22 protein-coding genes and 1 pseudogene are annotated in these 21,860 nt (G+C 59.9%); 13 read left to right on the top strand and 10 right to left on the bottom strand.

Translation table 11 applies throughout. From position 1 onward, the window contains the following. Positions 1–431: 431 nt before the first annotated feature. Both VSR71_RS29120 and VSR71_RS29115 read right to left on the bottom strand, forming a co-directional pair. Complete coding sequence (locus VSR71_RS29120) at positions 432–1,319, bottom strand: hypothetical protein (RefSeq protein WP_342917126.1); 888 nt, start codon at positions 1,317–1,319, stop codon at positions 432–434. Continuing rightward, positions 1,306–2,895: an AAA family ATPase gene (locus VSR71_RS29115; protein ID WP_342917125.1), complete on the bottom strand. Its 1,590-nt coding sequence runs from the start codon at positions 2,893–2,895 to the stop codon at positions 1,306–1,308. Before VSR71_RS29115 ends, VSR71_RS29120 begins: the two co-directional genes overlap by 14 nt. Positions 2,896–3,219: 324 nt before the next feature. Between VSR71_RS29115 and VSR71_RS29110 the strand changes: the two genes are divergently transcribed. Further along, entirely contained in the window at positions 3,220–3,618 is a 399-nt protein-coding gene (locus tag VSR71_RS29110) for a GIY-YIG nuclease family protein (protein WP_342917124.1), read from the top strand. Between the two features lie 261 nt (positions 3,619–3,879). Here VSR71_RS29110 and VSR71_RS35380 read toward each other — a convergent pair whose 3' ends face one another. The 4 genes from VSR71_RS35380 to VSR71_RS29095 all read right to left on the bottom strand — a co-directional run bounded on the left by VSR71_RS35380 (position 3,880) and on the right by VSR71_RS29095 (position 8,757). Then, the gene (locus VSR71_RS35380; RefSeq protein ID WP_428979474.1) at positions 3,880–4,095 is read right to left on the bottom strand and encodes a SymE family type I addiction module toxin; all 216 of its coding nucleotides are present in this window, start codon (positions 4,093–4,095) and stop codon (positions 3,880–3,882) included. A 402-nt stretch (positions 4,096–4,497) separates the two neighbouring features. After that, entirely contained in the window at positions 4,498–6,021 is a 1,524-nt protein-coding gene (locus VSR71_RS29105) for a M81 family metallopeptidase (protein ID WP_342917123.1), read from the bottom strand. 34 nt (positions 6,022–6,055) lie between these two features. Further along, entirely contained in the window at positions 6,056–7,375 is a 1,320-nt protein-coding gene (locus VSR71_RS29100; RefSeq protein ID WP_342917122.1) for an MFS transporter, read from the bottom strand. Between the two features lie 41 nt (positions 7,376–7,416). Next, entirely contained in the window at positions 7,417–8,757 is a 1,341-nt protein-coding gene (locus VSR71_RS29095; protein ID WP_342917121.1) for a D-serine ammonia-lyase, read from the bottom strand. 98 nt (positions 8,758–8,855) lie between these two features. Between VSR71_RS29095 and VSR71_RS29090 the strand changes: the two genes are divergently transcribed. The 4 genes and pseudogenes from VSR71_RS29090 to VSR71_RS35370 form a co-directional block, all read left to right on the top strand. Further along, positions 8,856–9,842: a LysR substrate-binding domain-containing protein gene (locus tag VSR71_RS29090; protein WP_342917175.1), complete on the top strand. Its 987-nt coding sequence runs from the start codon at positions 8,856–8,858 to the stop codon at positions 9,840–9,842. 307 nt (positions 9,843–10,149) lie between these two features. After that, positions 10,150–11,133, top strand: coding sequence for a phosphotransferase enzyme family protein (locus VSR71_RS29085; protein WP_342917120.1), 984 nt, complete (start codon positions 10,150–10,152; stop codon positions 11,131–11,133). A 116-nt stretch (positions 11,134–11,249) separates the two neighbouring features. Beyond that, positions 11,250–11,525, top strand: coding sequence for a PAAR domain-containing protein (locus tag VSR71_RS35375; RefSeq protein ID WP_428979473.1), 276 nt, complete (start codon positions 11,250–11,252; stop codon positions 11,523–11,525). Positions 11,526–11,555: 30 nt separating this feature from the next. Further along, a pseudogene (locus tag VSR71_RS35370) lies at positions 11,556–11,750 on the top strand (M35 family metallo-endopeptidase); the annotation flags it as partial. A gap of 969 nt (positions 11,751–12,719) precedes the next feature. Here VSR71_RS35370 and VSR71_RS29080 read toward each other — a convergent pair. Both VSR71_RS29080 and VSR71_RS29075 read right to left on the bottom strand, forming a co-directional pair. Next, a complete protein-coding gene (locus VSR71_RS29080) occupies positions 12,720–13,031 on the bottom strand; it encodes a hypothetical protein (RefSeq protein WP_342917119.1) in 312 nt (103 codons plus the stop codon). Between the two features lie 628 nt (positions 13,032–13,659). Next, positions 13,660–14,310, bottom strand: coding sequence for a PAAR domain-containing protein (locus VSR71_RS29075; RefSeq protein WP_342917118.1), 651 nt, complete (start codon positions 14,308–14,310; stop codon positions 13,660–13,662). A 375-nt stretch (positions 14,311–14,685) separates the two neighbouring features. Between VSR71_RS29075 and VSR71_RS29070 the strand changes: the two genes are divergently transcribed. Together VSR71_RS29070 and VSR71_RS29065 are read left to right on the top strand one after the other, a co-directional pair. Continuing rightward, entirely contained in the window at positions 14,686–14,808 is a 123-nt protein-coding gene (locus tag VSR71_RS29070; protein ID WP_342917117.1) for a hypothetical protein, read from the top strand. Further along, positions 14,805–15,299, top strand: a complete 495-nt coding sequence (locus VSR71_RS29065) for a hypothetical protein (protein WP_342917116.1) — start codon at positions 14,805–14,807, stop codon at positions 15,297–15,299. The genes VSR71_RS29070 and VSR71_RS29065 overlap by 4 nt, the downstream gene beginning before the upstream one ends. Positions 15,300–15,387: 88 nt before the next feature. Here the strand turns inward: VSR71_RS29065 and VSR71_RS29060 are convergent, their stop codons facing one another. Next, positions 15,388–15,786 carry a hydroxyquinol 1,2-dioxygenase gene (locus VSR71_RS29060; RefSeq protein ID WP_342917115.1) on the bottom strand — a complete coding sequence of 133 codons (399 nt, stop codon included), beginning with the start codon at positions 15,784–15,786 and terminating at the stop codon, positions 15,388–15,390. Positions 15,787–16,106: 320 nt separating this feature from the next. On the opposite strand from VSR71_RS29060, the gene VSR71_RS29055 reads away from it, so the two are divergent. The 4 genes from VSR71_RS29055 (at position 16,107) to VSR71_RS29040 (ending at position 20,321) form a co-directional block, all read left to right on the top strand. Further along, positions 16,107–17,150 carry a LysR family transcriptional regulator gene (locus VSR71_RS29055; RefSeq protein ID WP_342917114.1) on the top strand — a complete coding sequence of 348 codons (1,044 nt, stop codon included), beginning with the start codon at positions 16,107–16,109 and terminating at the stop codon, positions 17,148–17,150. A 66-nt stretch (positions 17,151–17,216) separates the two neighbouring features. Beyond that, positions 17,217–18,185: a tripartite tricarboxylate transporter substrate binding protein gene (locus VSR71_RS29050; protein ID WP_342917113.1), complete on the top strand. Its 969-nt coding sequence runs from the start codon at positions 17,217–17,219 to the stop codon at positions 18,183–18,185. A gap of 58 nt (positions 18,186–18,243) precedes the next feature. Then, positions 18,244–19,479 carry a CoA transferase gene (locus VSR71_RS29045; protein WP_342917112.1) on the top strand — a complete coding sequence of 412 codons (1,236 nt, stop codon included), beginning with the start codon at positions 18,244–18,246 and terminating at the stop codon, positions 19,477–19,479. After that, positions 19,476–20,321, top strand: coding sequence for an enoyl-CoA hydratase/isomerase family protein (locus VSR71_RS29040; protein WP_342917111.1), 846 nt, complete (start codon positions 19,476–19,478; stop codon positions 20,319–20,321). Before VSR71_RS29045 ends, VSR71_RS29040 begins: the two co-directional genes overlap by 4 nt. Before the next feature lie 103 nt (positions 20,322–20,424). Here VSR71_RS29040 and VSR71_RS29035 read toward each other — a convergent pair whose 3' ends face one another. After that, a complete protein-coding gene (locus VSR71_RS29035; RefSeq protein ID WP_342917110.1) occupies positions 20,425–20,928 on the bottom strand; it encodes a GNAT family N-acetyltransferase in 504 nt (167 codons plus the stop codon). 114 nt (positions 20,929–21,042) lie between these two features. On the opposite strand from VSR71_RS29035, the gene VSR71_RS35365 reads away from it, so the two are divergent. After that, positions 21,043–21,249, top strand: coding sequence for a YciI family protein (locus tag VSR71_RS35365; RefSeq protein WP_428979472.1), 207 nt, complete (start codon positions 21,043–21,045; stop codon positions 21,247–21,249). Continuing rightward, positions 21,246–21,740 (top strand): GNAT family N-acetyltransferase, encoded by a 495-nt coding sequence (locus tag VSR71_RS29030; protein ID WP_342917109.1) that lies wholly within the window; start codon positions 21,246–21,248, stop codon positions 21,738–21,740. Before VSR71_RS35365 ends, VSR71_RS29030 begins: the two co-directional genes overlap by 4 nt. Positions 21,741–21,860: the final 120 nt, after the last annotated feature.

Below are 21,860 nucleotides of genomic sequence, written 5' to 3'. Positions count from 1 at the left end.
GTCATCGGGATATTGGAACAACCGATGGAGCCGCATAGTGCCGCGTGCTACCTGCCAAATTTGGCCCCCCTTGCTTTGGCAGACCGCCGAGGTGGCCGCTAAGCCGTTCTTCGACCCATGAGGAAGCTGCGACCGATTCGGGACCCTGAACGGCCGTACAAATTCGCGCAAGCGAAACAACGGCGACCTCACCCAACTTGACGAGGAGTCGGGCCAAGAAGACGGGGGGACTCGAAGCAATCGCTTGACGAACGCCAGCGCCGCCTCCTACTACACTACGACCATCGCAACACCGAGCGCGTGCCAGCGTGTGGTTGAGCGGGTTCCGCAGACGGCTATCAAATCAATTTTCAAACTGGGTGGGTCCCTTGATGCTCACATCTGGGCGATCATAGCAGCCTCAAGCGCCATGGATCCTCTAAATCTTCTCCTCACGCTCTTGCTCGGCCGGCTTTTGCCGCGGGTATATGATGAATTTCTCCAGGTGCACCTTGACTTGCTGGAACGTCACTGCGGCAAACATTAATCTGCGTCAATCGAATTGCATCGATCCATTCTCGGTCAGATAAATAGACATCCCAGTGATAGCCAGCGCCTGGTGTGTTTGGCTTGGCCCAGCCATTCGCCTTTGTGTCGAGGAAAACTGGCTTCGCCTGCATAACGCCAACTACGACGGTTCTTCTAAGATGCCAGTGAGCTGACGGTTGAAATGCATACCTCCCACAATCCGGCAGTCCCACGTCATATCTGGCTGTCCATTCCACTGACACATTACGAACCCGCGTAACACACGGGACTGGAATGGCCCCATTAAGGCCGGTTTTCGAGAAATAAATCCTCCATCTGGTTCGCTCGCAAATATAAGAATTACCGGCAGCGCGAGTTGTTATGTTTCTGCCTTCAATTTCGCGGACGAATAATAATGCTCTTCCGTAATGCTCAAAAGAAATTGATGCGCTTCTAGCAACGCTGTCAGCAAAATCAGAATCAATCGGCGTGTTAACTCCATTGAAAAGCGGCTTTATTCCCCAGGTGCGAATCCCTTCGACGCCATCTATGTCAACCATCTGAAGAAAGTCGCGGCGCAGCGCGGATAGTGCAACGTTGAGATCGGCATCCTGGCATTGTGCAGTAATTTTGCGGATAAAATTTAGTTCGATATTTCGCCAGCCTTTGCGATCAAAAATAACCTTCCAATTAAATTTTCGGCATATGGAAATAATTTCATGTAGCTGCTCTTTTATTTGCTGAATTCTATCTCTATCATATTCGGATTTAATATTATCTGGGCAAAACAAATACGGATCAATGATTAGCATCGGGCTCGTCCTCGTCTTCGTGCACGATTGCGCCATCAGAATGATTTGTTGATTCTTCTTCTTTATCCATCGCGGCGTAATAGATTTCTTGCTCACCCTTGACCGCTGCATCCATAAAATCCGCCGGCCAGATTTCCAAGCCACCATCTCTGTGAATCCGAGTAGTTTCGATAGACGTTTTCCCATCGATCTGATTCACGCTTACGATGCGAATATTTTCGGATAACCAAGTCTCTATCTCACTATTAGGTGAGGCTTGCGCAATCAGTACACGTAAGCGACGTACGAGGTGGTCACTGTGTGTTTCGACGATAACTTGGCGGCCGGCGCGACTCAATGCCACAAACCAACTCGCCAAGCGACTCTGCACTTTGGGATGAAGATGCGATTCGGGCTCCTCAAAGGCACACAGCCTATTTTCGGTCGCCCGAGAAGGCATAGCTTCTTCCGTCACCTTCTTAAAACGCAGCGGGTCACTAAATAGCCCGAGTTGAACGATCGGCAACAAATATGTGAGGCCACGTCCGACATGAGAAAGCGTAGCCCGGCCAAACATCAGCCTGAATCCCACTTTTTCGATTTCATGAATAGAAAGCGGCGTATCAATCCCTAAGCCGCCGAGCACTTCATTAATTGCCTCCGCCAATGGTTTTTCTCTAAATTGGGAGGGTGCATTTATATCTTCAAAATTTGGAAGAAGATAATGAACCAAATCGGCCTGATGCGCATAAAGCAACTGTGGGGCGAATTCTCCACTCATGCCAAGATCATCGCCGCCTGAGAGTGCCGGGGGATAGAAAGGTGGCGGAAGCCCACGGGTAGAACTGAGATAGGAAAATCCCTTTAAGAGGCCTTCCAAACTATCCAAAGGTTGGGCGAATAAAATGTTGAATGCATTTGCAAATGACCTTTGCCTATCCCTTGGCCCAACATTTCGACGATCAATTGACAGGGAAGGAATGAAGTGGTGAAAGCTCACCTCCATTTTTTTTGCGACTTGTCCATTCCATCTACATTCATATTTACCGTCCTCACCCTTCGTTAATTTTACTGCCGCGGACAGTGTCGCTTGGTTTGAAAGGTCATTGGTTAATGATGAGCGCAGTTCAACGTAATCGAGACTTACTTTGCCTCTTATGTCAGAATAACCGAGGTCGATACGAGTAAAAATTTGAACCCGACCACTAAGCGCGGATGTTATCCAAGGAATTTCCGCTCTGTCAGCCAACGTGCTAATATCAGGGGATCCTGAAATTTCCAGGGCTGAATTCACATCCACCCACGACGACCACTCTAAAGAAAAAGTAGGGCCTTCAATGCGTTCGTCCCCATCTGGCCATCCAGAAATAATCTCTCTTAGACTATTTGTGGACACGTAGCCGTCAAGGTGCAACGTAGTTTCAACCCGCGAAAGCTCAAGTGTTTGCTTAAGCAGAAGGAGCGCTTGCGTGATCGTACTCTTTCCGCTGTTATTTTTTCCCAAGAAGACCGTCATAAGGCCGAACTCAACACGAGTCGCCTCATAGATGCTTTTAAATCTGCTAATTGTTATCGCCAAAAGGCGGGAGGAGGTCATTTTCGTCAATAGTAATGTTAATAATGGCGCGATTGGCTGGCAAGACTTTTACGCTTCACATGACAGCCATAATTAACTACACCGTCCCACATTTAGTTTCGGCATTTCCGTGTCAAGGTTAGTGAGATTGCAAACGTAGCCTGATCGGTTTCGACGCCCATTCTACCCAACACGCCCAGCGCAGAGGGCGCCAAGTGCGGAGTGGTCAGGGCGCGAGAGGCATTCCAACAACGGCGTCGCGAATCCACTCTTCTGAGGAACTTGTGAAATCCGCGGGGATGAGCGGCTTAAGACCTGCTGTCTCGTTCTACTGATCCGTTACCTATGCCCATCGACTGCGCCCACACGTTTGACGAACTCGCCGCGACGATCCTGCCTGCCCACCTCGAACGACTGAAGGTGGCCATGCAATTGCCGATGCCGGCTTCCACGTTCGTGGGCTACAAGAGTGCTTCACGCGAGGCCGTGGCGCGCACGGGACGCACGACAGATTTCCCCGGCTGCTACGTTTTCATCGACAAAGACCGGCCTGTCTATGTGGGCATCTCCCGCAGTGTCATTAAACGACTGGTGCAGCATCTAAACTTCGAGTCTCACTTCACCGCGAGCCTCGTCTACAAGATGGCCAGCGAGGATTTCCCGCACGAAATGAAACGCGCATTGACGAGGAGACTGCGCCCTGAAAGACCGATTTCGTTGCAACTCAGGGCAACGCAACGGTAGGACTCACCTGCACAGACTTGCTACCGCTGACGAATCGGCAGTGGTCTCGCACCGAAATGATGGTGCGCGGCCGTCAGTCCTGCAATCGATCGCAACGGCTCTTAGCGTGATGGATCCTACGAACGAACGTCTCAAGTGCGCTTATGTTTAGTGTCGCATTGTGGCCGGTGCCGCCCTCCCGACGCATGATTGGGTTGGGAGGTACGGATAGGCCTCTGTCCCCGGGAGATCGCCAACGCGTACCAGCTAGGGTCCTTGCCGCTATGCCACCCAAATCACGACCCGCTTTTTAAACACTTTGACCTTCAACGACTGCCCGATACTGAATCCAGCCTTTTCCAGCCAAATACCCCGTAGTCGTATCCAAGGAATTGCTCGTAGGCCGGTAAAGCCATTGCTGCTGCCCGGGATAACGGGAAAGTGAGTGCGGCCAATCTTGACAGTGCGAATGGGCACCGGGGAGTTTCGTTTCGTCATTACAATCCTTGCGAAGATTGTTAGGTTCGCCCTGTTCAGAGGGCGGCCAGGTACGTGAACACCGCTCGCAAACGGCCCGCATGTTTCCCCTTTCGGGTCTTGTATCGATGCGCGCTACCCGGCCTTAGGAAGGCTACGGAAGATGAAGCTAACCGCAAGCTGACGGGCAGCGGTGAGGCCGTTGCGAGGCGGTGTGTTCAGCACCATGGGCAAGCGTAAGCGGCACGTGTGAGTCGGAAAATGAGACGAATCTGAGTTGTCCTGTCTTGGTTGGCCACGGCCGCTTACCACCTTCGGATTGACCGGCGACGCGGTAGTAAGAACGAAAGGGGACAGATCTATTTCAAGATCAAGATTGGAAATAGCTCTGTCCCCTTTCCTTGCCAGCCGTTGGTTCCCGCGTCATGCGACAGCGGCACCGCCATCAAACCGCACCTCGTCCGACAAAGGCCAAAACTCCCCGACGAGCCTTTCACGCGGAAACGACGCAATCGCGGCCGTACTCAAACCTTCACTGTCGACAGAAATGATCTGCTTGGCCACCGTCCGATATCCTGCCCGGAAGTGGTTGGCCCCCTTGATCGCAACGATCTTGTACCCAGTGACATCCAGCCCATGCAGCACAAACGGCTCGACATCAAAAATCTGCTCCGCCCGCGAAGCCACGATGACATCAACGCCATTGATGATCAGCCGACACATCACACCCAGATCGAAGCGAACCCCTTCAAACATCGAACCAGGCCGATTGACGAAACGACCGTCCGTTATGCATTTCACATAAGCATCGGCCTCGATCGGCGCGCCCTGGAACCGACCTTGCTTGCCACCCAGCGAAACCCTGATCGTAGCGCCGACACCCGCGTGCTGAGCCTGTGCAACCACGGCAGCATCGTTGATCGACGCGAAGCAGCACGTACCGGCGGGCGGATTGGCCTCCAGTAACGCGCGAAGCAAATGCGTGCCGTCGCCGGGTGTGCCGCCCCCCGGGTTGTCAGCGTACTCGTTGACAACGACCGGGCTGTCTGGCGCCGACAGGGCCAGGGCGACGCCCTGTGCCGGCGACGGAAACGACGGACGGAATTCCTCACGATGCGACCAGATCCACTGCGCGACTTCGTCGGCGCAACGCTGCGCGAGCGCGGCGTCTCCGGTCGTGGTACACACGACCACCGGGCAGGGTGCCGCGATATCCGCGTAGGGGAAGCCGTGGAACCACGAACAGTCAATCACGCCGGGCTGTGCGGCCAGCTTCCGGCAAACGTCATTGACTTCCGCCGGGATGAACCCGTCCTGTGTCGTCACGATGTACGGCAGCATCGGCAGGCGTCGCATTGCGGTGACCGGTGTGAGCCTTCCCCGAATCATCTCAAGCAGCAGCTCGACGGCTTCGACGCCCCGTTCATGGAAGTCGGTATGCGGATACAGCTTGCACGGCAACGTCAGGTTGCAAGCATCCCGCATCGCGTCCGTCATATTGCCGTGCAAGTCGTAGACCGCGGCAATCGGGACACCTGGCCCGACCAGCGCGCGAACGGCAAGCGCCAGATCGCCTTCGATGTCCTCGGTGCCGTCGGCGACACCGGCGCCATGCAGGGCCAGCAGCACGCCGTCAACCGGCAGCGCGGCGCGAATGCCATCGAGGATTTCCTGCTTCATGGCGGCATACGCGCCGGCTTCGATGGTGCCCGATGGCGTCGCCTGCCCGACGTAGGTGGGAGCGAGCGTGGCGCCGGTCTTGCGTGCGCCTTCGATAAATCCGCCCACCTGATGATTCGATTTGTCGAACGCCGCCAGGATCTCGTCGCCCCGATACTGCTCGAACGCGCGCAGCGGCGTCATGCCCGCGAATTCGGCGGCGTACGTATTGGTCTCGTGGATGAGTCCGGCAACGGCCAGGCGGACGGGCGATTGGTCTGAAGTCACGGGAATGCCTCCTGCAGTCTTGTTTTGCGCACGATCAGCGATTGACCTTCTTTGGATCAAAGCTTAGGGCGACCAGGGCGCCGGCGACAAGTGCGCCGGCGATGATGAAAACGGCCGGGGCGGTGCTGTGGTACGTGTCGCGGATCCAGCCAATCAGGTACGGGCTGACAAAGCCGCCAAGGTTCGCCAGGCTGTTGATCGCGCCGATGCACGCCGCAGCCGTCGCCCCGCCGAGGAATGCCGTCGGCAACGTCCACATGATCGGCGAGAAGCTGATGATCCCCGCTGCCGCGATCGACAGCGAGATCACGGCGAGCACGAGATTCTGTCCCGCGAACACGCTAGCCACGAGCCCGAACGCGCCCACCAGCATGATGCCGGCAAGGTGCCAGCGACGCTCTCCATGCCGATCCGAGCTCCGCCCCACCAGCACCATGGCCACCACGGCCACGCAATACGGAATCGCGCTGAGCAGGCCGATCTGCACGCCACTGACCGCCCCTGCGTCCTTGATCAGCGTGGGCAGGTAAAAGCCGAGCGTGTACAACGCCATCATCGCCGGAAACGTCATCAGGATGATCTTGCAGATCCGCATGTCGCGCAGAATGCCGGTCAGCGGCATGTGCTCGCGGCCATGGTCATCCTGCGCGATATCGTTCTCGATCAGCTGCCGTTGCGCCGGCGTCAGCCATTTGGCGTCCTTGACGCGATCCGTCAGGATCCACAGCACGCCGATGGCAAGCGGGAGCGTCGGCAGGGCTTCGAGCACAAACACCCATTGCCAGCCGGCGTGACCGCCGACGAGGTGAAAGCGCTCCAGGATCCAGCCCGACAAAGGACTGCCGAGCAGGCCGGCGATGGGAATGCCCGCCTGAAAAATTGCCGTGACCTTGGCGCGGCGGCGATTCGGGAACCAGTAGGTGAGGTAGAGGATCACGCCGGGGTAGAAGCCAGCTTCGGCGACGCCGAGCAGAAAGCGCACCGTGTAGAACTGCCCTGGCGTCGTGACAAATGCCATGATCCCCGAAAGTAGGCCCCACGAGATCATGATGCGGGCAATCCAGCGTCGCGCGCCGACACGATGCATGATGAGATTGCTCGGTACTTCGAACAGCATGTAGCCGATAAAGAACAGCCCCGCGCCAAGTCCATAGGCCGCCTCGCTGAACTGCAGGTCGGACAGCATGTTGAGTTTGGCGATGCCGATGTTCACGCGGTCGAGATACGCGACGACGTAGCAAAGCATCAGGAACGGGATGAAGCGCAGGGCGACCTTGCGGTAGGTGGCGTCTGCGAATGCGTAAGCGTCAGGCCGCCCCTGAACCTCGGGCGAAAGCGTGGCGTTCTGTTCCATGAAGGTGTCTCCTTGTTTGTTTTGGGGGCGACGACGAGAGTTCAGGCTACTTGTTGCATGGCCCCGGACTTATGGCCTGCCAGCGTCTCCGCGTAAGCCTGGAACCGGCGAAGCTCCTCGCGCGGGACGAGCGAGCCACCGGTGGCCCAGATCACATGCGTTGCATCGCGCATGTCGAGCCCGTGATCGCGCACATACGCCTGGCCTTCGGGCGAGTCCCGCAGCCAGCCCGGACCGCCGACGCCGGCCGCCGCTGAAGGCTCGACTTCCACGCCCATCGACGTCATGAGCGCCAGCAACTGAACGTAGAGTTGATCGTCGGGGACGGTGAACACGCCGGCGAGCTGGGAAGCCATCAACGGGCCGACCAGATGGGATGCCTGGCCGACGGCGAGACCATCGGCATCGGTCCGGTTATCCAGGCCGATGTCGTAGACGGATACGGGCGCGTCCGCACCTGAGGCCAACTGCACCAGCACGCAAGGCGAGGCCACGGGCTCGGCAAAGAAGCAGTGCACATGTTCGCCGAACAGAGCCTTGAGCCCGTAAGTGATGCCGCCGGGCGCGCCGCCGACACCGCAGGGGAGATAGACGACGAGTGGATGTGCGGCATCCACGACGCGGCCGGCTTCGGCCAGCTGGCGCGACAAGTAACGGGCGGCGGCAGCGTACCCAAAGAAGAGCAGGGCGGAGCGTTCGTCATCAACGAAATGGCAGCGCGGCGCCGCCAACGCCTGCTCCCGGCCCGCTGCCACGGCTTCCGCGTAGTCGCCTTCATGTTCCACGACGCGCACGCCGCGCTTGCGCAGGCGGTCCTTCTTCCACGCCTTGGCGTCCGCGGACATATGCACCACCGCATCGAAACCGAGCGCCGCCGCCATGACGCCGATGCTCAAGCCGAGGTTGCCGGTGCTGCCAACCGTTACCGAGTATTGCGAGAACAGCGCGCGCGCTTCCGCCGTCGCGAGCACGCGGCGGTCACCGTCCGGGTCGAGGATGCCATGCTCGATCGCGATGGACTCTGCAATCGCCAGCACTTCATGAAAGCCGCCGCGTGCCTTGATGGAGCCGGCAATCGGCAGTTCGTCGTCTCGCTTGATGAACCAGGCGCCTTCGGCGCCGTCGTTGCCAATGAGCGTGTGCTGGAGCGCGGTGGCAGGCATCAGTTGCGATTCCACTTGCCCATGGCTTGACGCCAGTTCGGGAAACAGCGTTGCCATGAGCGGTGCGCAGCGCGCAAGACGCGCCTCGGCTGCCTCGATCAGTTCCGTCGATGGGGCGGAAGCCGGCAGGGGTTGCCCCAGCCTCGGATTCAGCCAAAGCAGCGGCTGTCTCGCCTGAAGTTTTGCTAATAGCTCTGGGGGCAGCGGCAGGGTGGCCATAAAGTCCTACTCCAAGGAATGCCTTAAGAGCCGTGATCGTAGACCCTGCATTCATGCAAGAATAGCGATCGTTTCTAACGAATGCATTAGCCAGGCTAATCCAAATGCAGCTCGACTCCTCTGTTCTCGGCGCGCTGCGGTGTTTCGAAGCCGCGGGGCGCCTGCTGAGCTTCACCAAGGCCGCCGAATCGCTGAGCCTCACCCAAAGCGCGGTGAGCCAGCAGATACGGCATCTGGAAGACCGTCTCGGCTACATGCTCTTCGTGCGCCAGCCGCGCAACCTGAAACTGACGCCAAAGGGCGAGGCGCTATTTGAGACGACGACGCGCGCACTGCATGACATCCAGCAGACCATCCAGCGACTCGGCCTGCCCAACGCGCCGTTGCAGGTCAATTGCCTGCCGTCGTTTGCACTGCAATGGCTGATGCCGCGCCTGACCGAGTTCCACCGCGAGCAGCCGGATGTGTCCGTGCGCCTGAAAGCCGAGTTCCAGGCCCTGGACAGGCAATCGATGGAGGCGGAAGACATTGACGTGGCAGTGCGTTACGACCCGGTCCGCTACAGCCAGTTGCATGCGGATGTATTGCTCGACGAGTACCTGATTCCGGTGGCCACGCCCGAGTACCTCGCCCAGCATCCTGGGCTGTCTGGCGGGGTGTCGCTCGACGGCGTCGTGTTGCTGCATGACGCATCGCCGTGGGTCGGCGCAGCCGAGTTCGTGGAATGGCGCACATGGCTCGAGGCGTTTCACCCGGCATGGATTGCGCATCTGGAGGGGCCGCAATTCAATCTGTCGAGCCTTGCGATCAGCGCGGCATTGAACCACCAGGGAGTGGCGATGGGACGTACGGCGTTGGTCTATGACGAGCTCAGGAGCGGACGGCTGGTGGATGTTTTCGGCAAGCATGTACGCGCGCCGGCGCGCTACATGCTGCTTTCTCGTAATCCCGAGGATCGGCGCGTGACCATTTTCTCTTCGTGGCTCAAGGCAGAGTGTGCTCGCTTTGATATTGCGCGGATGGAGTTATCTTCGCTAGCGGAATGCTGCGAAGGGCTGGGCAGGGGGAATTCGATAGCTGATTGATCCGCAGCTTGCCATGCAGGGCAGTTGTTCCCTCTGTTGCCGAGCGACCCGTCGGCACTCTCCCGCCGTCGTAAGCTGTTGTCGCATCGAACAAAAAATGGACAGATCTATTTCAGAAATCAGAAATAGATCTGTCCCCTTTCCGCATCCAGCTACGAGAATGTGCACTTGCTGACCTCGGTCTGGTCGATATGAAGGGGTGCAAAGCGTGTTGAAGCGCGTCGCTGATACGCGTGATATCGCGGCGACGGCTCCGCTGGCAATCTTCCTTTTCCTTGAGCGGTTCATGAGACAAGTCGCATAGGCCATGACCACTGATCACGATACCAAATCGGCTGGCGACGTCGCACTGGTGTGGCGGGCCGTCGCAACCGTCTACGGCATAGAGGCGATCGACGTGCATGAAGTCGTGCGCGGGGTGAATCGAACATTCTCGCTGACGGATTCTGCCGATCGGACCTACTACCTTCGTCTGTACAGAACCCATGGACGAGTTGAAGTCGAGATCGACGCCGAACTGTGTTTGCTAGCGCGAATCGAGCGGGATGACCTGCTGGAAGTATCGAGTGCACATTCAACGCTACGGGGAGGAAGGCGCTTTCGTCTTGCCTTGTCCGACGGTGCTATACGTCATGCAGCTTTGTTTGACGCGGCAGTGGGACGTCCTTTGGAGATGACCTGTGATGATCTTGCTGCAGCCGCGAACGCACTGAAGCGTCTTCATGCGCAGTCTGCGTTGGGCGAGCTCGCACCCAGCAGACATATCGCAGAGCTTGGTGAGGCATATCGGACGCTGAACCGTTTGGCCGAATCGTTCGCCTTTGCCGGTAGCGCAGCCGCGACTGTCAGGGACCGTTGCAAGCACTTGGCGGCTGCCGGTTGGCCGCCTACCGGCATGCCCATCGGCTTCTGCCATGGCGATTTCCGAATTGCGAATATGCGGATCGAAGGCAGGCGAGTCACGTTGTTCGACTTCGACGACTGTGGATGCGGGCCGCAATGGTTTGACCTAGCCACCATTGGATGGTGGCTCGAGACCGAAGGCCGAGACGATTCAGCGTCTTTGTGGCGCGCGTTCGTCAATGCCTATATGCCAGCGTTGTATGGCTCCCCGGGGTTTCGCCATTCGATCCCTGTTCTGGTCCTGCTTAACGAGATCAGGTCCATCGGCTTTCTCCTTGATTACTGTCTACTGGAGGAGACCACTTGGCGCGAGATGTGCAAACGTGTGGATGATCTGAGCTACCGCGCAGTGTCAGGACAGCTGGCCATTGACCGTTGGTCCGCGTAAGCAAGAAGGAAATACCAGCGAAGCGGCTCCCATGAAGATTGAGATTCGCACTGCGAGGCACGGCACTAAGGGCGCGACGTATAGGACTTCAGCACCAACCACGAAAGAGGAAAGCCATGGCTGGTGTCCGAAATGCACTCGTTGACGGAGACAGGACAAGTACCGGAGGTACCCTCATCGGTACTGGCGATATTTGGCACCACGGCGTTCGTGTAGCAGTGGAAGGAGATGTTGCCACGTGTCCGGTGTGCAAGAAGGGTGGAAAGGCATTCAACGACCGCCATCCTGTCTTCGACCTGATGGGCAAGCAGATACTCGTCGAAGGGGCGCGGGTGTATTGCTCTTGTGCCGTTAAGCCATTCGTCATTTCATCCCAAAACAACTTCACCTGACGGCATGCCTCTTGCAAAGAACTCCAAGCTGGTACGTTGATTCACGAGGTGTCGCATTTTCCCGCTGCGATGAATACAGATGACCACTGGTACAGTATGACGCGGTCGCAGGAGCGGGCGGCTGCCCGCGATATGTTCTGCTTGAGCAATGCCGACAATATTTCCGCCTACGTGGTGAACATCCCGAACTGGAACGGGGATAAGCCGATTTGGAGGCAGCAATGAAGAGGATCCTCGCCTTGTTGGCACTCCTGCTTGTCACGCCCATACCTTCCTTCGGCTGCAGCTTGGGTAACCTGGAGCTGGATCCCATCTTCGAGCCGGGTGCTTCTCGTTTGTCTGCACAAGAGATGCTGCGATTGGCCGACTGGCGGTCTGAACTGAGGCTCAGGTTTCCAAATGCGGGCGAGTTCTACGTTGAGGTCCAGGCAAACAAAGCTGCGGGCGTACCCGCTCGGCTTGCGGAAATCCGGCGGATACACCTAATGGAAGCCCTCCAGAATCTCGGCGTCGGGGTGGCTGATCTCCAGGTGTCCAGAGTTGTCGAGAGAAGCGTTGACCCAGCGCACCTGGCAAGAACGGATCTGAAGTCGCAGGTAGTCCGCTACATCAATACTGCCGCTATTGCGATCAACCCCAGATGCCCACATGCTTGTTGTCCGGGGCCGCAACCTATCCGGCACTGACCCAAGTATCAGGAGTGTCGTGGACCTCGGCTTCGCTCGACGGTGTCGTGTTGCCGCATGACATATCGACATGGGTCGGCGCGGCCGAGTTCGTGGAATGGCGCACATGATTTGAGGCCCGCGCTTCCGAACAAACCAATTCCCAGCGGTGGATCAAACGATTCGGCTTCGTCTGTCCAACCGTCGAGGTTGCCGCATTTCATCCGGTAGGAAACTAGAGCTTTTGTTTCGGCATTGACCAGTCGGCATCGTGTGCCCGGCTGAACGGTTCCCTTGAAAGGTCCGTGCCGCTGCAATACGTCAAGCGCGGTTTCGTGCAGCGGAACGGGGGCTACCGCGGTTCGTCCCACGACGTCAATGACATAGCCGCTGAACCATGCATATGCGAGGCATAACGTAGCTGCACATGTACTCCACACGAATACTTTGCCAATTGTCGGAGACGCAACCTTCATACCTTATCCCGTCGAGCCTACGTTGCCGCCCATGCTTCAGATGTGGCGTTCCCTTATCCCGGAAGTACCCGAATCAGCTTGCTGTCCAGGACATAGCAGGCGACGAACGCCAGAATGATCATTCCCGCAATCATCAGCAATCGCCGTCGCTGTCCGGGGCTGACGTAGAACAGGTATCCAAATGCGCCGAGCCATACCAGCGCGAGGACGAGGTCAATCAGGAGCACGGCGGCGGATACAACGCCTGCATATCCGACGAACATGTCGTCTCGCGTTGGTGCTGCGACGATGTGAAACAGGCTCAGCCCGACAAGTGAAGCAGGCAACAATACCGAAGGTATCAGGAACAACCATCGTAGGATCATTGCTCGGTCTCTCTTTGCCAGAAGAGGCTCCCCTTAGCTACCTGCCCGGCATCGGGCTGCCCCGACCCTCGGCGGTGTTCGTTGAACGATCGCAACATTCATGCGGGCATGCCGGCAGAAAATCGATGGAAGCGGATCGTGTTGGCAAACCTGAGATCGGCTTGTTGTAGCTGGTTCCTGGGTCGTCGATTTGGATGCGGGCTATGCCAAAGCCCCGATCCGCCAGAAATCGACGGACCGTGTCAGCTCTGTCATGAGCCAGGTGCTTGTCTCCCTTCTCCGACTTGTCAACATGTCCGGTAATGAAGAAGCCCTCATAGTTCGGAAAGCTTGATTTCAAGTCGGCTATCCAGCTTCCAAGTCGCAGTGCCTGAGCGGTGTCCAATGCAGACGACTTAACGGGAAAAGAGAGATCCAACGAGCGGACAGGGTTGCACGCAGTCGCACTAGGCAATGATGCGCACGAGAGCCAGAACACCGCCGCCGCGTTACTCAGAAGAGACGATGTAGCCCGCGATGATGTGAGCATCTTCAATAGTCCTTCGATCGCGCGCTAGGACGCGAGCCCACATTTCAAACCAACGCTGATCAGGTGGAAGCCATCGCCAAATCTCTGCCCGGCGTGCCGTTACCAGCGTGAGCGCCTAGTCGCGAAGTCGCATTCATTGATCACCCTGCTTTGGCGGGCGCCTTGTGCGCATCGATGGCTAGTTGCTGCAGCGTGTAACACATCAGCGTTGACGATATTGTGCCGACTAGGAAGTTGGCGCGTCACCCATCGATCCGTCGCAAGAAAAGACGCAGAAAAGAAGACGACACCAGCCGTGTAGGCGAGGAAGGCCCGCAACCGTTCGCCCGGCCGGCGCACCAGTATGTAGAACAAAGGCAGCAAGCCACCGAAGGCGATCACTGCCGCGCACAGGACCGTGATACCTGCAAATGCACCTAAAGGGCCGGTCGTAACTTGTGCCAGCGTAACTCGCGTGCACGCCGCGATTGCTGCAAACGCGATGCCCAGCAGGCTCATTGCGATAGCGCACAGATCCACAAGTCTGATGGCTTTGCTTGCCGTTGGCTTCATCAGTTGAGCCTTTCCGATACAAGACGGTCTGACAGACTCATCCAGCGCCGTGCCCGCGCGCTTGCATACGGGGCAATACACGGCATCGCCTTCCCGGGCGACCGGAACGTTGTGCCAGAAGTACGAATCGCTGCCGCCGGAAATAGTGGCGCCGTTGTTGGCCTTATCGCCTCTGATGAGATAGGTCCGGGTCACCATGGCGAAACCTCCGCACGCATGTGTACGGCAGAGATTGCTGACGGCGCGCAAAGGTCTGGGTAGGTTGGTCCTGAGAGAATCGCGTGTCTGATTGAGGCCATATCCGACTCCGATGAGCATGGCAAGTCGCCACTGGAGTCATGGAACAAGGTGCCCGGTACGGAATCAATCGGGAATATCCAAAAATGGCGCTGGAAATCTCCGCTTGCTGCAAACAGGGAAAAGGACGCGAGTATGGCTATGTGCGATCAGTTCTGCATCGCGAATGCCGGACAGCATTGCTGGTTATATCGTCAACACGGCCTGCCCTCATCCGTGTTGTCCTGGGCCACAGCCAATTCGCTAGACGCCAGTCCCGTAAGAGGAGATACCTTTTTGTGCAAGGTGGCCGAAAAGATGAAATCGTTTGCCTGCGAGGTCGCAGGCTATGTGCTGGCTTCGATGCTGCTCGTGGGCGCCGGAGTCCTGGCCTGGGACGAGCGTGAGTTGGCGAAATGAAACCTATCCTTCGCGCAGTCTCCACTCATTTGCTTGTATTGCTGGCCGGCATTTCTCTTGTCGTTGTGTATCCCTTTAGCCTGTCAGACGAGAACGTAGCGATTGATGTCATCTACATGCAGTATGCCTGCGGGGATTGCTACGTACAGTACCGGGTGCTAAAGGCTGGTGGCGAAGATGGCCAGATGCAAGCCAGAACGTTCGATAACGAGAACGATACCCCGATGCGGCTCATTGGCTGGGATGTCGTTGTTCTATACAAGGGCTCTGACCAGCCGCTCATTAAGTACGTGGATCCAATCACCGCCTCTCGCAATGACTGCATGAGCCCCGTCGTCCGCTTGCGAGGGCAGTTCAAGCGCAAGCTGATCTACACGCTTTTCTACACCGGTGACAGATACGATGGCATCTACTTTGATGCAGACACTGCTTCGATCGTCCGAAACGGCATCCACGGCTGCAGGCCGAGTCGCGGGGCGTCGATCCGATAGCCTGTCGATCAACCGCTGATCGCCGCGGCGCGGGCCACCCGTCGGAGTTCAGGCAGGCCCGCGCAGCGCTTCCGATCGGCGCACGGCATCACGCCAGAGCGCCATCAAGATAGAGATCGACATTACGCGCGGGATCGTTCGAGGGCCACGTCCGGTCCCGGCCGGCCAGGGAGCGGGCGCCATCGGAAAACGGATCGACGCTGCGAGCAGGGTCCGCCGAGACACCCGCGCGGTCCAGGCCGGCCAGCGAGCGGGCGCCGTCCAGGAACGGATCCACGTTGCGTGCACCGTCGACAAACGGGCTGCGCGATTCGTGCACCGAGCGCGCGCCGTCGCTGTACGGGTCACGTGCATCGCTGACGGAGCGGGCACCATCGGTGAACGGATCGCGTGCGCCAGCGTGTGACAGGCTGGCGGCCTGTGCGCCGGCTGCAGCGGCAACCAGGGCGATGGCGACGGCAAAGCGCTTGGCGATGTTGGTGGTCATGATCGATTTCCTCTAACGTTTGACAGGGTATGGGTCCGTTGAGGGCTGCGTCGTTGCAGTTCGCCGTGGGCCCGTGGAAAGCATTAAAGGAGACCGATGTATCGCGCCTGTAGAACGCGGCGGCCGGATTTGTCGGCGTGCGTATCGTCAGCGGGGCGTAATACAAAACCGTACAAAAGACCCTCCTCCGCCAACACGTTGGGCAGCGGGAGCCACCCCAAATCGCCGATTGTTCGCCGTTTATTCGCCGGTCATGCCGGATATCCCGGCTCGGCTTCGCGGGAGAATGCCGCTTGCTGACACCGCTTCATAGGTGGAGAATGGCGCAGCCCGCGGTAGAGCATTTCAAGGCACTTCGTACCAGAGTTCCTTGCGCTCGAACGGTAGCTCGCCCCCCAAACGACGCCCACTTAGCGCCGACCATCGTGACGTCCTCCGCACCCTTCCGCGCGCCGCGCCTGCATTTCGACCTGACCACCATTCAGCTCTTTATCGCCGTAGCCGACCAGGGCAGCATCACCCGCGGCGCGGAACGGCTGCATCTGGCGGCCGCAGCGGCGTCCAGACGCATCCTCGAACTCGAATCCCAGCTCGGCGTCTCCGTCTTCGAACGCCTCCCGCACGGCATGGCTCTGACCGAAGCCGGCCGTGCACTGCTGGCCCACGCCCGCGGCATCACCCATACCGTCCAGCGCATGCAGGACGATGCCGCCTCTTTCGTCGGCGGCGACCTGGGCGTGGTGCGGGTGGCAGCGCCGAAATCGGCGGTCATCCAGTTCCTCCCGTTCGACATCCAGCGCTGCAACACCACCTGCCCCGGTGTCCGCATCGACCTGCAGGAAATGAACAGCCAGGAAGTCCAGCAGTCGCTGCGCCGCGGCACCGTGGACATCGGCATCTATGAAGGCAGCCTGGGCGTGATCGACCTGCCGACCGAGCCGTATCGCGATGACCGGCTGGTCCTGGTGGTGGCGCGCGGCCATGCGCTGGCGCGGCGCAAGCAGGTCACGACGGAGGATGTGCTGGACTGCGACCTGATCGTCCTCGGCGAAAGCTCGGCCATCTCGATCGGCCTGGAGCGTCTGGCGGAGGAAGCCGGCCGCGTGCTCCATATGCGCATGCGGGTCGGCGGCTTCGACAGCATCGCCGCCCTGGTGGCGCAGAACCTGGGTGTCGGGGTAATGCCGGAGGCGATCGCCGCCGAGGTCGCAGCCGGCAGCCGCTTCGTGCGATTGCCCGTTGCCGAGCCCTGGGCGAAACGGCAATTCGTGCTTTGCCACCGGCCCCATGGCGCACTTTCCTCCGCCGCGCTCGGCGTGCTGGAAGTGCTTGCGCAAAACGCGAAACCAGAATCCCGAAAATAGCGATAGCCCGCGGCGTGCGCATTGCGGATGATGGCTCCATAACGATCAGTACTACGGAGACACGCAATGCAGCGCAGACAATTCATCCTGGCCGCAGCGGCCGGACTGGCGATGCCCGGGCTGGCGCGCGCCGCCGCTGACGTGCAAGGGCCGGTGCGCATCGTGGTGGGTTTTGCCCCCGGTGGCGGCACGGACGTGCTGGCGCGCGTGATCGGGCAGAAGCTCGGGGTCATGTGGAATACCAGCGTGGTGGTGGAGAACAAGCCCGGCGCGACCGGCGCGATCGCCGCTGCCTATGTGGCCAAGCAGCCGCCGGATGGCACCACACTGCTGATGGCGCACGTCAACAGCCATGCGATCGCTCCGGCGCTGCTGGACGTCAAGTACGACCCGCGCACTGACTTCACACCGATTTCGATGGTGGGCGTCACGCCCAATATGCTGACCTGCCGTCCGGAACAGAAGGTACGGACCGTTTCGGACATCGTGGCGCTGTGCCGCAAGAACCCGGGCAAGATTTCCTTCGGTTCGTCAGGCATCGGTTCGGCGCAGCACCTGGCACTGGAACTGTTCCGGATGCAGGCCAAGATCGACGTGGTGCATGTCCCGTACAAGGGCTCGGGCCCGCTGGTGGCGGACCTGATCGGCGGTCAGATCGACTATGCGTTCGACACGATGACCGCCGCCACGCCGTTTATCCAGCAGGGCAAGGTGATCGCGATCGCGCAGACCCGGCTCAAGCGCGCGGCCAGCCATCCCAATGTGCCGACGCTGGCGGAGTCGGGCTTTCCTGGACTGGACGCGGCATCGTGGTACGGCCTGGTGGGGCCCAAGGGCATGCCGCCGGCGCTGGTGCAGCGCATGAACGCGGACGTCAACCGCGCGCTGGCGATGCCCGACGTGGCCGAGCGGCTCAAGAGCTTTGGCGCCGAGGACTCGGGCGGCACGAACCAGCAGTTCGGCGCCTTCATCGCATCCGAGTCCACCAAGTGGGCCAAGGTCGTGAAGGACGCCGGCGTGAAGGCCGAGAGCTGATGGCGCGGAGCCGTCGCGCCCACATACGCCGACTTATCGAATTTCCCAGGAAGCACCCATGACCGATTTCACCGAAACCGGCGCACAAGCGCCTGCCACCAAACTGCCGCTGTCCGGCGTGCGCGTGCTCGACGTCAGCCAGGTAATGGCCGGTCCGTATGCGTGCATGCTGCTGGCCGACCTTGGCGCGGACGTGATCAAGATCGAACCGCCCGAGGGCGGCGACCAGACGCGTGGCTCGATGGGATTCAAGATGAAGGGCCCGGACAGCATGGGCTTCCTCAACATGAACCGCAACAAGCGCAGCGTCACGCTGGACCTGAAGACCGAGTCCGGCCGGCAGGTGCTGTATCGCCTGGCGGAATCGGCCGACATCCTGGTGGAGAACTATCGCCCCGGCGTGATGAAGCGCCTGGGCATCGACTATGACACGCTCAGCAAGATCAACCCGAAGCTGGTCTACTGCAGCATCTCGGGCTTCGGCCAGAGCGGGCCGTGGGCCACGCGGCCGGGCTTCGACCTGATGGCGCAGGCGATGTCGGGCGTGATGAGCGTCACCGGCTACCCGGGCGGCGCGCCGGTGAAGGCGGGCGTGCCGGTGGCCGATATCGGCTGCGCGCTGTTCGCGACCTACGGCATGCTGGCGGCTTATATCGGCGCCAAGGAGACGGGGAAGGGGCAGTATGTCGATGCGTCGCTGTTCGACTCGGCGCTGGCATTCTCTGTGTGGGACACCTGCGAGTACTGGGGCACGGGCCGCGAGCCCGAGCCGCTGGGCACGGCCAACCGCATGAGCGCGCCTTACCAGGCGATGAAGGCCGCAGACGGCTACTTTGTCATGGGGGCCACCAACCAGAAGCTGTGGCAGCTGCTGTGCAATACGCTCGATCGGCAAGACCTGCTGGCGGATGAGCGCTTCGCCACCGTGCCGCTGCGGCTGGCCAACCGGCAGCCGCTGATCGCGGCGCTGGAAGAGAGCTTCGCCAAACAGACCGCGGATTACTGGATCGAGCAGTTGCTGGAAGTCGGCATCCCGGCCGGGCCCATCCTGACCTATCCGCAGGCCTTCGACAGCGAGCACGGCCGGCACCGCCAGATGCGCATCGAGATCGACCATCCGATCGAAGGCAAGGTGCCCAATATCGGCTTCGCGGTGAAGATGGGCGGCACGCCGCAGCAGGTTCGTCGTCCGCCGCCGCTGCTGGGCCAGCATACGGAAGAGATCCTGGCCGAGCTGGGGTTGTCGAAGGACGAACAGCAGTCGCTGGCCGCGGCCGGCGCCTTCGGCGCATGAGCGCCGCGCTGCCGCCGGGAGGCGGTCAATCCGAAGCGAGCCAGCGCGAAGTCGGCGCTGGCGGCGACGGACAGGTCAGGCTCACGGTGCAGGGACAGGTCGCGACGCTGACGTTCGACCGCCCGGCCGCGCGCAATGCGATGACGTGGGCGATGTACGAGCAGCTCGCCACGCATTGCCGTGCGCTCGCCGCGGATGGCAGCGCGGGCGTGCGCGTGGTGGTGCTGCGCGGCGAGGGCGGCGAGGCCTTTGTCGCAGGCACGGACATCGCGCAGTTCCGGCAGTTCTCGAACGGCGATGACGGGGTGGCCTACGAAGCGCGCATCGACGAGGGCATCCGCCTTGTCGAACAGCTGCCGATGCCAACCGTGGCCGTCATCGAGGGCTGGGCGGTGGGCGGCGGGCTGGCCATCGCGACTGCCTGCGATTTCCGCGTGGCGACGCCCAAGGCCCGCTTCGGCGTGCCGATCGCCAGGACGCTCGGCAACACGCTGTCGGCGCTGAACCTCGCCAAGCTGCGCGCGGCGTGGGGTTTGCAGCCGGTGCGTCGCATGCTGCTGCTGGCGCAGATCCTGGATGCCGATGCGGCCTTGGCGTGCGGATTCCTGGAGGGCGTCCACGCCGCCGAGTCGCTGGAGAGCGAGGTCGCTGCGCTATGTAACCGGCTCGCCGCGCTTGCGCCTGTTACGCAAACGGTCATCAAGGAGGCACTGCGGAGGCAGACCGTGGAGGCGGTGGCCGATACCGATGACCTCGTGCGCTTGTGCTACGGGAGCGAAGACTTCCGGGAAGGGGTGGAGGCGTTTGTAGGCCGGCGGCCGCCGGAGTGGAAGGGGCGTTAAATGCTTTGGCATGTCCGGCGCGAATGACGGTTCGCGCCGGACCATTTCCGTTTGCCGCGATGCGGTCTCCGTCACCTCCGCGGCATCCGGCTGTTTCCCCGCGTCACCGCGCGGGCACTTCGTAAATCAGCCGCACATACTTTGGCGCAGGCTGGCTGTCCACCACCACGCCGCCCATCGCCTCCGCAATCCGCCGGCTTGCCCAATTCTCTTCCGCCACCGGATAGATGAACCGCAACGGCTGCAGCGCGGCCATTGCCCAGTCCTTCACCGCCAGCACGGCCTCCATTCCGTAGCCGTGGCCGTGGGCGTCTTCCCTGATCCAGATCCCGAACTCCGGTGCCGGCGTATCGGCGTGATGCAGCCCGGCCAGCCCCAGGAATTGGCCGTCACTCGCCCCGCGGATGGTAAAGACGTAATCCGACCCGTCATCCATCGCCGGCAGCCATGCTTGCCAGACGTCGCGGAATGCCGCGGGGGATGGGGCGGGATCCCATTCCATGTAGCGGGCCAGCGTTGGCGTGATGCAAGGCCAGATTTCGCCGGCATCGGCGCCGCAGAAGGGGATCAGGGCGAGGCGTGCCGAGTGGATCAACGGGGCGCACATGGTGGTCTCGGTCGGAAGTCGGGCACGATCATTATTGCGTACAGGAATCCATTCTGCCGGTGTACGCTTTGCATTGCAGGAATCAAGCGGCTGCTATCTACGGGAGGTGGTTCCATGTTGTTTGCTGTTCGCTTCCATGATGATCCATCCAGACTGGAGGTGAGGAAGGCCTTCATGCCGACGCATCTGGAATGGCTTCGTCAGCATCAAGACGAAGTGATCGCGGCTGGTTCGCTCAGGGACGATCCACAAGAGGCGCCGATCGGAGGATTGTGGATTGTGAGGCCGTCTAGTCCTGCGCGCATCCTGCGAGCTTTATGAGCCAAGCCCCTTTTGTCCGTCCTTTGGTCGCCAGCGATATCGAGCATGTCGCGGCCATTCATCAAGCCGCATTTCCGCGTCAATTGGAATCACTGCTTTGGATATCCTGCAACGCTGCCGCCTATCCACGTATCCGTTACTTTGTCGCAGTTGAAGACGAGAAGATCGTCGGCTACATCCAGTGGACTGAGAAAAGCGGCTTCCGTGAGGAAGTTGTGCTCGAGCTGGAACAGATGGCGGTGCTTCCCGAGAACAGAGGCAGGGGCCTTGCGCGCGCGCTTATCAGGCAGTCATTGCCGCAAGTTGCTGGTGAGCTTGAGAAGCGAGGTGCAAGGATCAAAGGCGTGATGGTCACGACACGGACAGACAATGTGGCGCAACGGATCTATGCGTCGACGCTGGGCGCGGTAACGAAGGCCGTGATTCCCGATCTGTATTCGGCAGACGAGGCAATCATGATTGCGCTGTCGCCGGACTTCGGCCGTCAATAGTTGTGCATCGGGCGCGCCCGACCCCGAAGGATGAAGCGCGCTTGCGGTTGGTGACTTGCGATTGGATCGGCATAAGATGCCATCTGGTATCGGCAACGAGGTCGGCTCATCCTTGGTGCC

Source organism: Cupriavidus oxalaticus, from assembly GCF_038900635.1.
In the GTDB taxonomy this organism is placed as follows: Bacteria; Pseudomonadota; Gammaproteobacteria; order Burkholderiales; family Burkholderiaceae; genus Cupriavidus; species Cupriavidus oxalaticus_B.
Note: the sequence above shows the minus strand (reverse complement) of the source record. Positions and strands in the feature narration are given on the sequence as shown.